The organism is Pontivivens ytuae (assembly GCF_015679265.1).
GTDB lineage: Bacteria > Pseudomonadota > Alphaproteobacteria > Rhodobacterales > Rhodobacteraceae > Pontivivens > Pontivivens ytuae.
Map to the genome: position 1 here is coordinate 2371970 of NZ_CP064942.1, position 12273 is coordinate 2384242.

The following is a 12273-nucleotide window of genomic DNA, read 5'->3' on the forward strand; positions in this document are numbered from 1 at the left end:
CTCTAGGACGGGCGGGCAGGAGGTGCGCATGGGCGACATTCGGACGAGGCTCTTCGTTGACGGGCCGCTGGCCGCCGGGCAGTCGGTGCGGATCGAGGGGGCGCAGGCGCACTACCTCGTCAACGTGCTGCGGCTGGGGGCCGGCGAGGCGGTGGAGCTATTCGACGGAGCCTCCGGCGGCTGGCGGGCGGAGATCGTGGAGGCGGGCAAGCGGGCCGTGCTGCTGGATGTGGTGGCGCAGGAGCGGGTGCAGGCGATGCCGCCCGATGTCTGGCTGCTGTTCGCGCCGATCAAGAAGGCCCGCACCGATTTCATCGTGGAGAAGGCGACGGAGATGGGGGTGCGGCGCATCCGGCCGGTCTTCACCCGCTACACGAATTCCGAGCGCGTGCGGCCCGACAAGCTGCGCGCCCATTGCATCGAGGCCGCCGAGCAGTGCGGTGGGACCTTTGTGCCGGAGCTCGACGCGGCCGCGCCGCTCGACCGGGTGCTGGGCGACTGGCCCGAGGACCGGCGGCTGATGTTCTGTGACGAGACCATGGTGGCGGAGACCGGGCTCGCCGCGTTGCGCGATGCCGGCCAGGGGCCCTGGGCGATCCTGATCGGGCCGGAGGGCGGCTTCGCGCCGGAGGAGGCGGAGCGGATCCGGGCGATGCCGCAGGCGGTGAGCGTGACGCTCGGGCCGCGGATCCTGCGGGCGGATACGGCGGCGGTGGCGGCGCTCACGCTCTGGCAGGCGGCGCTCGGCGACTGGCGCTGACTTGCCGCAAGGCTGTGGCGTGCCGATCTGATGGGACAGCAATCACAGGAGCGCGCCATGCCCGACCTCTCCCCCACCGAGACCGTCGCCCGGTTCTTCGAGCTGCAATATGCGGGCGATTTCGACACCGCCTTTCGCGAGCTCGCGACGGAGGATTTCACCTGGGTCGTGGGCTCGCGCGACAATGACGAGCTGCGCACCGGCATTCCCTGGGCCGGGCATCGGCACGACGGGAAGGCGGGGTACATGGAGCTCACGGGTCAGCTTTTCGGCGAGTTCGAGGTGATCGACTTCCGCCCCGACTGGTTCCACGACGCGGGCGACCGGGTGCTCGTGGAGGGGCACTTTCGGTTCAAGCATCGGGAGACCGGCTACGTCGCGGACAGCGACTGGATGGCGCGGTTCGACATGCGGGACGGGCGCATCGCGGGCGGGCAGTTCTATGAGAACACCTTCGCCGTGGCGGCCGCGCGGGTCAGCGACTGACCGCAGCCTCGGCGATGGTGGCGAAGCGGGTGTCGAGATCGGCGGCGATGGCTTCGAGCTCTTCGCCCGCCTCCTCCATGTACGGGGCGAAGACGAGGCTCGGCGTCTTGTAGCTGAGCGTCGCGGTGCCGTCCGCGTTCTCGGTCACGTAGAGGCGGATCGGCGCCTCGATCATCGCGGCGGTGGAGAGGGCGAGGATGCGGACCGCGTAGTCGTTGTTGAAGACGCCGATCACCCGGTTGCCGGGGATCGTGATGCCGCGGGCCGCGGCCGCTCCGGTCGGGCCGGCCTGCGTGACGACGCCGAAGCCGTTCGCGGTGACGGCGGCGCGCGTATCTTCGACGAGCTGCTCGTAGGGCTTGTCGGTCGGGTGGACGGCCCAGCCCGGACGCTCTGTCAGGGCCTGTGCGGTCGCGAGACCGGGCAGCAGGGCGAGGATGGTGAGGAGCGTGCGCAGCATCGGGGAAGCCTCCGCGGACCGGGATTTGACGCAGCGCAGGCTACCAGCGGGCGGCATCACGCAGGATCACGACATGGTGGGGACTTGCGATAGCGCCGCGGGGGGGCGACTATGGCGCCGCTGCGTGTCTTCGGGGGCTTAGGACATGTCGGGAAAAGACTGGATCATCCGCAACGGCGAAGCGCTTGTCATGCTGGGCGTCTTCCTGTTCGGACTTTGGACCTCCCTTCAGGGTGGATGGCTGCTGGCCGTGTTCGGCGGGATCGTGATGATCGTGGCGGCCCTGCTGCTGCGCGGCGCGATGCTGCGGATGCGCTTCGTCCGCCAGTCGCATCGCAGCGGCGTCGTGCTGCTCGACGAGCGGAGGGTCGGCTATTTCGGACCGGAAACCGGCGGCTTCTTCGAGCTGGGGGAGCTGGAGCTGGTGGAGCTGATGACCTACCCCACCGGTGCGCACTGGACCCTGCGTGGCGGCGGGCAGGAGCTGATCGTGCCCGCGGCGGCCGAAGGGGCGGACCAGCTCTTCGACGTGTTCGCGAGCCTTCCGGGCTTTCCCATGGCGCGGGCCACGCGCCTTCTGGAGGGTGAGGCGCCGAGCGGGACGCATGTGCTCTGGCCCGAATCGGACGGGCGTCCGCCGCGCGCCGGATCCGCGCTGCCGCCACGTCAGCAATCGCGCCGCTGACGCGCCATTGGACAAACGGGCAGAAACGCTCAGTTTCAGCACCTCTTGTTGCCAAGCCGGAAACGGCCCGCTAGTCGGGAAGGCCGGATGCGATGTCGAAGGAGCCCGCGCCCATGTCGATCCCCCAGTCGGGCGGTGGCCCGATCGAGCATCGCGACCAGCTCGCCGGTTACCTGGAGGCGGGCTGCAAGCCGGCCGAGGACTGGCGCATCGGCACCGAGCACGAGAAGTTCGGATACTGCCTGGAGACGCACAAGCCGCTGCCCTACGAGGGTGACCGCTCGATCCACGCGATGCTGTCGGGCCTGTGCTCCCGCTTCGACTGGGCGCCGGTGCGCGAGGGCGGCAAGCTCATCGGGTTGCAGAAGAACGGGGCCAACATCTCCTTGGAGCCGGGCGGGCAACTCGAACTCTCTGGCGCGCCGCTGGAGACGATCCACCAGACCTGCGATGAGGTGAACACCCATCTCGCCCAGGTGAAGGCCATCGCCGACGAGATCGGCGTGGGCTTCATCGGGCTGGGCGCGGCACCGGACTGGACCCACGACGACATGCCGCTGATGCCCAAGGGGCGGTACGCGCTGATGGACCGCTACATGGGCAAGGTCGGCACCACGGGGACGTGGATGATGCGGCGGACCTGCACGGTGCAGGTGAACCTCGACTTCGCCTCCGAAGCCGACATGGTGCAGAAGTTCCGCGTCGCGATCGCGCTGCAGCCGATCGCGACGGCACTGTTCGCGAACTCGCCGTTCTGGGAGGGCGAGCTCAACGGCTGGCAGAGCTGGCGGCAGCGAATCTGGCAGGATCTCGATGCGACGCGGACCGGCGGGCTGCCCTTCGTCTTCGAGGACGGGATGGGGTTCGAGCGGTATGTGGACTACGCGCTCGATGTGCCGATGTATTTCGTCTACCGCGACGGGCAGTACGTGGACGCGCTGGGCCAGAGCTTTCGCGATTTCCTCGACGGGAAGCTGCCGGGCCTGCCAGGCGAGGTGCCGACGCTCAGCGACTGGGCCGATCACCTCACCACGATCTTTCCCGAGGCGCGGATCAAAAGGTTCATGGAGATGCGGGGCGCCGATGGCGGCTCCTGGCGGCGGCTCTGCGCGCTGCCGGCGCTGTGGGTCGGGCTGCTCTACGACCGGACGGCGCTCGACGCCGCGTGGGACCTCTGCCGCGACTGGACGGAGGAGGAGCGCGAGGGCCTGCGGCTCGCCGCGGCGCAGGAGGGGCTGAAGGGCGCCTTCCGCGGCGGGACGGTGCGCGACCTGGCGTTGCAGGTGCTGGAGATCGCGCGGGCCGGCCTGATCGCGCGCGCGCGGCAGGGGGCGGGCGGGCTGATCCCGGACGAGACCCATTTCCTCGACGCGCTGCACGACATCGTCGCCCGCGGCGAGACGCCGGCGGACGAGCTGATTGCGCGCTATGGCGGCGAGTGGCAGGGGGATCTGTCGCGCATCTATGCCGAGTACAGCTACTGATCGCAGGCGTCCGGCCGGCCTCCGGCGGGGATATTTCGACAAGGTGGAACATCCATGAAGCTGATGAATGTCGGGGCGCCGGGTGCGGAGCGGGCGGCAGTACTGGATAGTGCAGGCCGGGTGCGCGACCTGTCGGGGATCGTGGAGCGGGTCGATGCGGCGTTTCTGGCCGGGGGCCTGGATGCGGTGCGCGGTGTCGATGTGGAGAGCCTGCCGCTGGTGGAGGGCGAGCGGGTCGGGCCGTGCGTGCTGGGCGTGCCGACCTTCTGGTGCATCGGGCTGAACTACGCGGCCCATGCGGCGGAGTCCGGCGCGACGCCGCCTGCGGAGCCCATCGTGTTTTCCAAGGCGGCCTCGGCGCTGGCGGGGCCTGAAGATGAGCTGGTCCTGCCCGCCTCGGCGCAGAAGGCGGATTGGGAGGTCGAGCTTGGCGTCGTCATCGGGCGGCGGACCTGGCAGGTGAACGAGGCCGAGGCGCTCGACCACGTGGCCGGGTATTGCACGATCAACGACATCTCCGAACGGGCCTGGCAGATCGAGGGCACGGGCCAGTGGATCAAGGGGAAGTCGGGACCGGGCTTCGGCCCGATCGGGCCCTGGCTGGTGGTCGATGAGGTCGCCGATCCGCAGGAGCTCGATCTCACGCTGCGCCTGAACGGGGAGGTTCGGCAGTCCTCCAACACCTCCGACATGATCTTCACCGTTGCCGAGATCATCGCGCATCTCAGCCGCCATGCGGTGCTGCTGCCCGGCGATGTCATTGCCACCGGCACGCCGGAGGGGGTGGGCATGGGTGCGTCGCCGCAACGCTTCCTGCGCGATGGCGACGTGATGGAGCTGGAGGTCGCGGGCCTCGGCCGTCAGCGGCAGGTCGTTCGGGTGGACTGACCGCCTCCGCCACCTAGCTCGCCTCGCAAAGAGGAGGCGGCGATGGCGCGGTTCGACGGCAAAGTGGTTCTGGTGACAGGCGGCGGCTCCGGCATCGGCCGGGCCACGGCGGAGCGGTTCGCGGCGGAGGGCGCTCGGGTCGTGGTGAACTCGACATCCGAGAGCTCCGAGAAGGTGGCCGCAACCCTCGACGGCGCCATCGCGATCCGGGCGGATGTCAGCGACGCGGATGCCGTCAACGCCATGGTGGCCGAAGCGGTGGAGCGCATGGGTCGCCTCGACGTACTGGTCAACAATGCGGGTGCGGCCGCGATGGGCGCGCCGGAGGAGATCGACGACGCGACGTGGCGGCGGATCCTCGGCATCAACCTCGACGGGACGTTCCACTGCTGCCGGGCCGCGATCCCGCATCTGGAAGCCGCGGGCGGCGCGATCGTCAACGTCTCCTCGACCTCCGGCGTCGGCGGCGATCACGCGATGTCGGCATACAACGCGGCGAAGGGCGCGGTGACGAACTACACCCGTGCGCTGGCGCTCGACCTCGGGCCGCGGGGCGTGCGGGCGAACGCGGTCTGCCCGACGCTGACGCAGACCGAGATGGCCTCCGGAGTGTTCGCCGATGAAGACAAGCTCGGCCGGTTCGTGGCGCGCATCCCGCTGGGCCGTGCCGCGCAGCCCGAGGAGGTGGCGGCGGCGATCGCGTTCCTTGCCAGCGACGACGCGCGCTTCATCTCCGGCGCGATGCTGCCGGTCGACGGTGGATTAGGCGCCTCGAACGGCCAGCCGCCGATGACCTGACGCTTGCTCCGCCCCGGCGGCGCGGGTAAGAGGAGCGCGAAGCGGGTGTAGCTCAATGGTAGAGCCGCAGCCTTCCAAGCTGAAGACGTGGGTTCGATTCCCATCACCCGCTCCAACGAAAACACGACCACAGGCCATCCTCCCCCCATGCGCATCCTCATTGCCGTCGCGGCGCTCGCGATGCTTGCCGCCTGCACCCAGCCACGGGGTGCGATCTCCACCACTTCGCCCTTCTCCCCGCAGGAGCGGCTGGCGCTGCGCTTCGTCGGGGCCGACGTCGATGTGAGCGGGGTGAAGAGCTCGGCCGCGGGCCGCGATGTCCCTCAGGACATGCTGGCCCGCATCCTCGAGGAGGAAGCGGCGCGCAGCTTGCACTGGACCGTCGGCAGCCGCGCTGGCGTTGTGGTCGTCGAGATGGAGCGTGTGGATCTGCTCTCCGCCGGGCAGGCGATCATGGTGGGAGGTGCGAGCTTTATGAAGGGGCGCACCCGGATGCTCGATGCCGCGACCGGCCAGCCGCTCACCGACTGGCTTCCGATCGAGGTGTACGGCGGCGGCTACGAGCTCGGCGGGCTGCTAGGTGCTGCGATGATTCAGGAGCGGGAGCTGGAGCTTAGGGGCCTGAGCCGGAACTTCATGGAGCAGGTCCGGCGCACCTATCTGGGCGGTTGACGAATCCCCCTTGCCCCTGCGCGGGCGAATGCATTAGTAGCCCCGAGAACTTCAGGCCCTCAGCAAACGGGAATGACGATGGCGAAGGAAAAGTTTGAGCGGAACAAGCCGCACTGCAACATCGGCACGATTGGTCACGTTGACCATGGGAAGACGACGCTGACGGCGGCGATCACGAAGCAGTTCGGCGAGTTCAAGGCCTATGACGAGATCGACGGTGCGCCCGAGGAGAAGGCGCGCGGCATCACGATCTCGACCGCACACGTGGAGTACGAGACGGAAGCCCGTCACTACGCCCACGTCGACTGCCCGGGCCACGCGGACTACGTGAAGAACATGATCACCGGTGCCGCCCAGATGGACGGTGCGATCCTGGTGGTGAACGCGGCCGACGGCCCGATGCCGCAGACCCGCGAGCACATCCTGCTCGCGCGCCAGGTCGGCGTGCCGGCCCTCGTGGTCTTCCTCAACAAGGTTGACCAGGTCGATGACGAGGAGCTGCTGGAGCTCGTCGAGATGGAGGTGCGCGAGCTGCTCTCCTCCTACGACTTCCCGGGCGACGACATCCCGATCATCGCGGGCTCCGCGCTGGCGGCTCTGGAAGACCGCGACGACAACATCGGCAAGGAGAAGATCGCCGAGCTGATGGCGGCCGTGGACGAGTACATCCCGCAGCCCGACCGTCCGGTCGACCAGCCGTTCCTGATGCCGATCGAGGACGTGTTCTCGATCTCCGGCCGCGGCACGGTCGTGACCGGTCGCGTGGAGCGCGGCGTGATCAACGTGGGCGACGAGATCGAGATCGTCGGCATCCGCGACACGCAGAAGACGACCTGCACCGGCGTCGAGATGTTCCGCAAGCTGCTCGACCGCGGCGAGGCGGGCGACAACATCGGCGCGCTTCTGCGCGGCATCGACCGTGAGGGTGTGGAGCGGGGCCAGGTGCTCTGCAAGCCGGGCTCGGTGAAGCCGCACACGAAGTTCACGGCCGAGGCCTACATCCTGACCAAGGAAGAGGGTGGGCGCCACACGCCGTTCTTCGCGAACTACCGCCCGCAGTTCTACTTCCGCACGACGGACGTGACGGGCACGGTGAAGCTGCCCGAGGGCACCGAGATGGTGATGCCGGGCGACAACCTGAAGTTCGAGGTCGAGCTGATCGCCCCGATCGCGATGGAAGAGAAGCTCCGCTTCGCCATCCGCGAAGGCGGCCGCACCGTCGGTGCCGGCGTCGTCTCGAGCATCATCGAATGATGCTGGAAAGCTTGGGCGTCGCAGGCGTCGTCTCGAGCATCATCGAGTAAGACGGCGCAGCAGCGTCAGCGCTTTGTTCAGGCGGGGCCCTTCGGGGCCCCGTTCTGCGTTCGGGGACACTGGCTGCATTTGCCACGCGAGGCGCACCCCGGGATTGGCGCGCACGGACGCGATCAGGGCCGCCGCGTGCTCCGACAGGCTGAGGGGCGCGAGCTGGTCGGCCATGATCTCCAGCGCCGCGATCATCTCGCGATCCGACAGGTCGCGGCAGCGTCCCGCGGTGATCGCGACCTCGTCGAGGGGGCGCGTCACCTCGAAGATCACCGTGTCGCGCGGCGCGTGGCCGACTGGCCGGACCCACTTGCGCATCCGCGCCATCTGCACGGCGACCCACGGCGTTTTCAGGTGCAGCAGGTCCTGCTGCACGATCAGGCTGCCGCCGGGGATGAGCGCGGGAAAGAAGGTCTTCGCCATCGCGTCCATGGTCCGCGCGGTTTTCGACGCATCCATGACGAGGAGTTCGATGGGGGTGCTGTCCCACACCTGCTCCTCGATCGCGCCGGGGTGAAGGGCGATGCTGTCCGTCCAGGGTGCAAGAAGCTGGCGGGCGGGGCCGAGCAGGTCCTCGCCCTCGTAGGGCGCGATGCCGGCGGGGTAGAGGTGCTTTTCCTTCAACGCCTCGCTGATGGTGAAGCGGTCATAGGCGTGGATGGCACCACTGCGCCCGGCGCGGCGCTGGCCCTCAGCCAGATGCGCGGTGGAGCCGCCGGCGAAGCAGCCGAGATCCACCATCGCGCCCTCGCCCGTCGCCCAGTGCTCCGCGAGCCAGAGATATGCGCGCCGCTCATCAAGGCTCAGCATGGTGGGCACGGCGCGCGCCCGACCGGTGCGACGCGGTGGCAGGTCCGCCCAGGGAGCCTCTTTCAGGAGCGCCGTCGGTTTCATGCCCGATCGGGTAGCACGCCGCCTGCCTTCCGAGAAGTCCGGGCTGGCGCGCCGCGGCCCGGCCGTTAGGGTGTGCCGGATCGCAGAGGGAGACCGGGATGGACGGCGCGGTGTTGTGGACGCAGGAGCTGGGGGCGCAGGACGCGCGCTGGATCCACATGAATGCCGATCATGCGGAGACGCCCGCGGTGCTCGCCGATCTGCTGGGCGACGTGCCGCCCGCGATCCGGACCGCGCTGCTCGACGAGGATACCCGGCCGCGGGTGGTGCCGGCGGGCGCAGGGGCGATGGTGATCCTGCGCGGCGTGAATCTCAATGAGGGCGCGGTGCCGGAGGACATGATCTCGCTCCGCGCCTGGCTCGACGGGGAGCGGCTGGTGACGCTCAGGAAGCGGGACCTGCGGGCGACCGATGATGTGCGGGCCACCGTGGTCTCGGGCAAGGGACCGCAGGCGCCGGGTGGCGTGCTCGCGCGCCTCGCCCAGCGGCTGGCGGAGCGGATGGAGCCGGTGCTGGATCTGCTGGACGACCGGGTCGCCGCGCAGGAGGAGGCGGTGATCGAGCAGCCCGATCCGGCCCTGCGCCGCGACATCGCGCAGACCCGGCGGCGGGCGATCATCCTGCGGCGCTACATCGCGCCCCAGCGGGAGGCGGTGCGGGCGCTGCTCGATGCGGATCTCGAGGCGCTGGGGGCCGACGAGCGGCGGCTGTTGATCGAGACCGGCGACCGGATGCAGCGCCATGTCGAGGATCTCGACATGCTGCGGGAGCGGGCGCAGGTGGTGAAGGACGAGCTCGCCAATGCGCTCGCCGACCGGCTGAACCGGAACCTCTACGTGCTGGCGGTGCTGTCGGCGGTGTTCCTACCGCTGGGTTTCGTGACCGGGTTGCTCGGCGTGAATGTCGCGGGCGTGCCGGGGACGGAGACGCCGGGTGCGTTCTGGTGGATGACCGGTGCGCTGGCCGTGGGTGCCGCCGCATTGCTGGTGCTGCTGCGGCGGATGCGTTGGCTCTAGTCGGGGAGCGGGACGGGCAGGATGTCGCCCGTTTCCGCGTCGCGATCCTGGGCGAAGCTGGTCGCCTGCCGGTCGATCAGGGCGACGGCGGCGCGCAGTTCGTGGGTGAGCCGCGGCTCCTCGGGCAGGGCGGGCTGCGGGACGGCGACGACGACCTCCGGCGGCTCCTCCCGCCAGTCGAGCAGCGGCGCAAAGGCGCTGAAGATCGCCACCACGGACACTGTCAATCTGAACTCGTCGGCCGAATGCACCATGACGTCTGATCCTCCCCCAAGGTGGGTCCAACGCACGGCAGCGGCGTCGGTTTCTGGGGGCTTGGTTTAAACGACAGGACTTAATGCAACCCTAACGCGAAGCAGGTGCGAGACGGGCGGCGGAATGAAGCAAGTTTGCTGCAATTCCCGCTTGCTCTCCGGCAGGCTCTTGCACCCCTTGGGCAAACCCCGTATCTGCCAGATGTCGGTGAGGCCGATAGGGGTATAGCTCAGTTGGTAGAGCATCGGTCTCCAAAACCGAGGGTCGCGGGTTCGAGTCCTGCTGCCCCTGCCACACCGACCGGATGAAGGAGTGGGATCATGGCGAAGAGCAACCCGGCACAGTTCGTGCAGGAAGTGCGCAGCGAGACCTCCAAGGTCGTCTGGCCGACGCGGCGCGAAGTGGCGCTGACCACGGCGATGGTCTTCGTGATGGCGACGATCGCGGCGATCTTCTTCTTCCTGATCGACCAGCTGATCCGGCTGGGCCTCGAGCAGATTCTTCAGCTCGGCGGTTGATCTCTCCCGGCAAGGTCGCTAGAGCCTTGCGAACTTCCTGACAGCACGGCGCGCTCGATTCGGACGGCGCGCCCGATTTTGTTTCGGGAACGGCGAATTCCGGGCCGTTTGCGGCCCGACTGACGAAGGTGAAGACGCGACATGGCGATGCGGTGGTACACGGTGCACGTTCTCTCGAACTTCGAGAAGAAGGTGGCCGAGTCGATCATGGAGCAGGTCGGCCAGCAGGGTCTCGAGGATGAGATCGGCGAGGTGCTGGTCCCGACCGAGCAGGTGGTCGAGGTCCGTCGCGGCAAGAAGGTCGAGACCGAGAAGCGCTTCATGCCGGGCTACGTGCTCGTGAAGATGGAGATGACGGACCGGGCCTATCACCTCGTCAACGATACGAACCGGGTGACCGGGTTCCTCGGGCCGCAGGGCAAGCCGACGCCGCTGCGCCAGTCCGAGGTCGATCACCTGACGCAGACGGTGCAGGAGGGCGTGGAGAAGCCGCGGACCCTCATCACCTTCGACGTGGGCGAGCAGATCACGGTCACCGACGGACCGTTCGAGAGCTTCGCCGGCATGGTCGAGGAAGTGGACGACGAGAACCAGCGCCTGAAGGTGACGGTCTCGATCTTCGGCCGGGCGACCCCGGTCGAGCTGGAATACACCCAGGTGCGCAAGGGCGCCTGAGTGACGAATGCGGACGGTCCGGATGGACCGCCGCTCTGTGGGAGGCTGACGGCACGCGTGCCGGGCGCCGGACCACATCACCGAGAGCCCGACGGTCGCGACCCGAGGGTGTGAGAAGAGGAGGCCATCATGGCCAAGAAGGTTGCAGGGCAGCTGAAGCTGCAGGTCCCTGCCGGCAAGGCGAACCCGTCCCCGCCCGTGGGTCCGGCGCTCGGCCAGCGCGGCATCAACATCATGGAATTCTGCAAGGCGTTCAACGCCAAGACGCAGGAGATGGAGCCCGGTGCGCCGTGCCCGACCGTGATCACCTACTACGTGGACAAGTCGTTCACGATGGACATCAAGACCCCGCCGGCGTCGTACTACCTCAAGAAGGCGGCGAAGCTGAAGGGTGGCGCGAACAACCCCGGCAAGGAGACCGCCGGCACCGTGACCGTCAAGCAGGTCCGCGAGATCGCCGAGGCGAAGATGGCCGATCTCAACGCCAACGATGTCGAAGGCGCAATGCAGATCATCCTGGGCTCCGCCCGGTCGATGGGCATCGAGGTGAAGTGATGGCAAAGCTTGGAAAGCGCACCCGCGCGGCCCGCGAGGCCGTCGAAGGCAAGACCAACGTGACCGTGGCCGAGGCCGTGAGCCTGATCAAGGCGAACGCGTCGGCGAAGTTCGACGAGACGGTCGAGATCGCGATGAACCTCGGCGTCGATCCGCGCCACGCCGACCAGATGGTCCGCGGCGTCGTCTCCCTGCCGAACGGCACGGGCAAGACCGTGCGCGTCGCCGTCTTCGCCCGCGGCCCGAAGGCCGAGGAGGCGCAGGCCGCCGGGGCCGACATCGTCGGTGCCGAGGACCTGATGGAGACGATCCAGGGCGGCACGATCGAGTTCGATCGTTGCATCGCGACCCCGGACATGATGCCGATCGTGGGTCGCCTGGGTAAGATCCTCGGCCCGCGCAACCTGATGCCGAACCCGCGGGTCGGCACGGTGACCATGGACGTCAAGCAGGCCGTGGAAGCGGCCAAGGGCGGTGAGGTCCAGTTCAAGGCGGAGAAGGCCGGTGTCGTGCACGCAGGTGTCGGCAAGGCGTCCTTCGACGAGGCGAAGCTGGTCGAGAACGTGAAGGCGTTCATCGGCGCTGTGAACAAGGCGAAGCCGTCGGGTGCCAAGGGCACATACCTGAAGTCCATCTCGCTCACCTCGACCATGGGTCCGGGCGTGCGCGTGGATGTGGCCGACGCGGTCGCCGAGTAAACATGAGATTCCCCGTCGCGAGGCGGGGATGTTCCGGGGCGCATCGTCGCCCCATCCGTCCGAGACGGTGGGCAGATCGCAAGATCGCAAGTCCTGCCATAGACGGGGGACATGTTCAGGTTCT

General features: G+C 68.5%; 16 protein-coding genes and 2 tRNA genes. 15 read left to right on the forward strand and 3 right to left on the reverse strand.

The window, feature by feature from the left end:
* Window positions 1-28 precede the first annotated feature (28 nt).
* Window positions 29-760, forward strand: coding sequence for a 16S rRNA (uracil(1498)-N(3))-methyltransferase (locus I0K15_RS11505; RefSeq protein ID WP_196101666.1), 732 nt, complete (start codon window positions 29-31; stop codon window positions 758-760).
* A 57-nt stretch (window positions 761-817) separates the two neighbouring features.
* Window positions 818-1246 (forward strand): nuclear transport factor 2 family protein, encoded by a 429-nt coding sequence (locus I0K15_RS11510; protein WP_196101667.1) that lies wholly within the window; start codon window positions 818-820, stop codon window positions 1244-1246.
* On the opposite strand, the gene I0K15_RS11515 is transcribed toward I0K15_RS11510, so the two are convergent.
* Window positions 1236-1706 (reverse strand): DUF302 domain-containing protein, encoded by a 471-nt coding sequence (locus I0K15_RS11515; RefSeq protein ID WP_196101668.1) that lies wholly within the window; start codon window positions 1704-1706, stop codon window positions 1236-1238. The two genes, I0K15_RS11510 and I0K15_RS11515, sit on opposite strands and share 11 nt — an antisense overlap.
* Before the next feature lie 145 nt (window positions 1707-1851).
* On the opposite strand from I0K15_RS11515, the gene I0K15_RS11520 reads away from it, so the two are divergent.
* From I0K15_RS11520 to tuf, 7 genes are all read left to right on the forward strand, one after another.
* On the forward strand, window positions 1852-2391 hold the full coding sequence (locus I0K15_RS11520; RefSeq protein ID WP_196101669.1) for a hypothetical protein: 540 nt from the start codon (window positions 1852-1854) through the stop codon (window positions 2389-2391).
* Window positions 2392-2504: 113 nt separating this feature from the next.
* Window positions 2505-3875 carry a glutamate--cysteine ligase gene (locus I0K15_RS11525; RefSeq protein WP_196101670.1) on the forward strand — a complete coding sequence of 457 codons (1371 nt, stop codon included), beginning with the start codon at window positions 2505-2507 and terminating at the stop codon, window positions 3873-3875.
* A 54-nt stretch (window positions 3876-3929) separates the two neighbouring features.
* Entirely contained in the window at window positions 3930-4763 is an 834-nt protein-coding gene (locus I0K15_RS11530) for a fumarylacetoacetate hydrolase family protein (protein ID WP_196101671.1), read from the forward strand.
* Window positions 4764-4805: 42 nt separating this feature from the next.
* Window positions 4806-5561 carry a meso-2,3-butanediol dehydrogenase gene (gene budC / locus I0K15_RS11535; RefSeq protein ID WP_196101672.1) on the forward strand — a complete coding sequence of 252 codons (756 nt, stop codon included), beginning with the start codon at window positions 4806-4808 and terminating at the stop codon, window positions 5559-5561.
* A gap of 41 nt (window positions 5562-5602) precedes the next feature.
* A tRNA-Gly gene (locus I0K15_RS11540) sits at window positions 5603-5676 on the forward strand.
* A 32-nt stretch (window positions 5677-5708) separates the two neighbouring features.
* Entirely contained in the window at window positions 5709-6233 is a 525-nt protein-coding gene (locus I0K15_RS11545; protein ID WP_196101673.1) for a hypothetical protein, read from the forward strand.
* Between the two features lie 78 nt (window positions 6234-6311).
* Entirely contained in the window at window positions 6312-7487 is a 1176-nt protein-coding gene (tuf, locus tag I0K15_RS11550; RefSeq protein WP_196101674.1) for an elongation factor Tu, read from the forward strand.
* A gap of 39 nt (window positions 7488-7526) precedes the next feature.
* Here the strand turns inward: tuf and I0K15_RS11555 are convergent, their stop codons facing one another.
* A complete protein-coding gene (locus I0K15_RS11555; protein ID WP_196101675.1) occupies window positions 7527-8432 on the reverse strand; it encodes a class I SAM-dependent methyltransferase in 906 nt (301 codons plus the stop codon).
* Window positions 8433-8530: 98 nt separating this feature from the next.
* Here I0K15_RS11555 and I0K15_RS11560 point away from each other — a divergent pair, with 98 nt between their 5' ends.
* Window positions 8531-9448, forward strand: coding sequence for a zinc transporter ZntB (locus I0K15_RS11560; RefSeq protein ID WP_196101676.1), 918 nt, complete (start codon window positions 8531-8533; stop codon window positions 9446-9448).
* Here the strand turns inward: I0K15_RS11560 and I0K15_RS11565 are convergent.
* Window positions 9445-9702, reverse strand: a complete 258-nt coding sequence (locus tag I0K15_RS11565; RefSeq protein ID WP_196101677.1) for a hypothetical protein — start codon at window positions 9700-9702, stop codon at window positions 9445-9447. The genes I0K15_RS11560 and I0K15_RS11565 overlap by 4 nt on opposite strands.
* Before the next feature lie 219 nt (window positions 9703-9921).
* Here I0K15_RS11565 and I0K15_RS11570 point away from each other — a divergent pair.
* The 5 genes from I0K15_RS11570 to rplA all read left to right on the forward strand — a co-directional run bounded on the left by I0K15_RS11570 (window position 9922) and on the right by rplA (window position 12149).
* Window positions 9922-9997 (forward strand) — tRNA-Trp (locus I0K15_RS11570).
* Between the two features lie 26 nt (window positions 9998-10023).
* On the forward strand, window positions 10024-10221 hold the full coding sequence (secE, locus tag I0K15_RS11575; RefSeq protein WP_196101678.1) for a preprotein translocase subunit SecE: 198 nt from the start codon (window positions 10024-10026) through the stop codon (window positions 10219-10221).
* A 141-nt stretch (window positions 10222-10362) separates the two neighbouring features.
* Window positions 10363-10896 (forward strand): transcription termination/antitermination protein NusG, encoded by a 534-nt coding sequence (gene nusG / locus I0K15_RS11580; RefSeq protein ID WP_196101679.1) that lies wholly within the window; start codon window positions 10363-10365, stop codon window positions 10894-10896.
* Window positions 10897-11025: 129 nt separating this feature from the next.
* A complete protein-coding gene (gene rplK, locus I0K15_RS11585; protein ID WP_196101680.1) occupies window positions 11026-11451 on the forward strand; it encodes a 50S ribosomal protein L11 in 426 nt (141 codons plus the stop codon).
* Window positions 11451-12149, forward strand: coding sequence for a 50S ribosomal protein L1 (gene rplA / locus I0K15_RS11590; protein ID WP_196101681.1), 699 nt, complete (start codon window positions 11451-11453; stop codon window positions 12147-12149). Before rplK ends, rplA begins: the two co-directional genes overlap by 1 nt.
* Window positions 12150-12273 lie beyond the last annotated feature (124 nt).

Coding starts and splice junctions, on each gene's coding strand:
- rplA (WP_196101681.1), top strand. CDS start 11,451: ATGGCAAAGCTTGGAAAGCGCACCCGCGCGGCCCGCGAGGCCGTCGAA.
- I0K15_RS11525 (WP_196101670.1), top strand. CDS start 2,505: ATGTCGATCCCCCAGTCGGGCGGTGGCCCGATCGAGCATCGCGACCAG.
- I0K15_RS11510 (WP_196101667.1), top strand. CDS start 818: ATGCCCGACCTCTCCCCCACCGAGACCGTCGCCCGGTTCTTCGAGCTG.
- rplK (WP_196101680.1), top strand. CDS start 11,026: ATGGCCAAGAAGGTTGCAGGGCAGCTGAAGCTGCAGGTCCCTGCCGGC.
- I0K15_RS11505 (WP_196101666.1), top strand. CDS start 29: ATGGGCGACATTCGGACGAGGCTCTTCGTTGACGGGCCGCTGGCCGCC.
- nusG (WP_196101679.1), top strand. CDS start 10,363: ATGGCGATGCGGTGGTACACGGTGCACGTTCTCTCGAACTTCGAGAAG.
- I0K15_RS11555 (WP_196101675.1), bottom strand. CDS start 8,432: ATGAAACCGACGGCGCTCCTGAAAGAGGCTCCCTGGGCGGACCTGCCA.
- I0K15_RS11515 (WP_196101668.1), bottom strand. CDS start 1,706: ATGCTGCGCACGCTCCTCACCATCCTCGCCCTGCTGCCCGGTCTCGCG.
- I0K15_RS11530 (WP_196101671.1), top strand. CDS start 3,930: ATGAAGCTGATGAATGTCGGGGCGCCGGGTGCGGAGCGGGCGGCAGTA.
- tuf (WP_196101674.1), top strand. CDS start 6,312: ATGGCGAAGGAAAAGTTTGAGCGGAACAAGCCGCACTGCAACATCGGC.
- budC (WP_196101672.1), top strand. CDS start 4,806: ATGGCGCGGTTCGACGGCAAAGTGGTTCTGGTGACAGGCGGCGGCTCC.
- secE (WP_196101678.1), top strand. CDS start 10,024: ATGGCGAAGAGCAACCCGGCACAGTTCGTGCAGGAAGTGCGCAGCGAG.
- I0K15_RS11560 (WP_196101676.1), top strand. CDS start 8,531: ATGGACGGCGCGGTGTTGTGGACGCAGGAGCTGGGGGCGCAGGACGCG.
- I0K15_RS11565 (WP_196101677.1), bottom strand. CDS start 9,702: ATGGTGCATTCGGCCGACGAGTTCAGATTGACAGTGTCCGTGGTGGCG.
- I0K15_RS11545 (WP_196101673.1), top strand. CDS start 5,709: ATGCGCATCCTCATTGCCGTCGCGGCGCTCGCGATGCTTGCCGCCTGC.
- I0K15_RS11520 (WP_196101669.1), top strand. CDS start 1,852: ATGTCGGGAAAAGACTGGATCATCCGCAACGGCGAAGCGCTTGTCATG.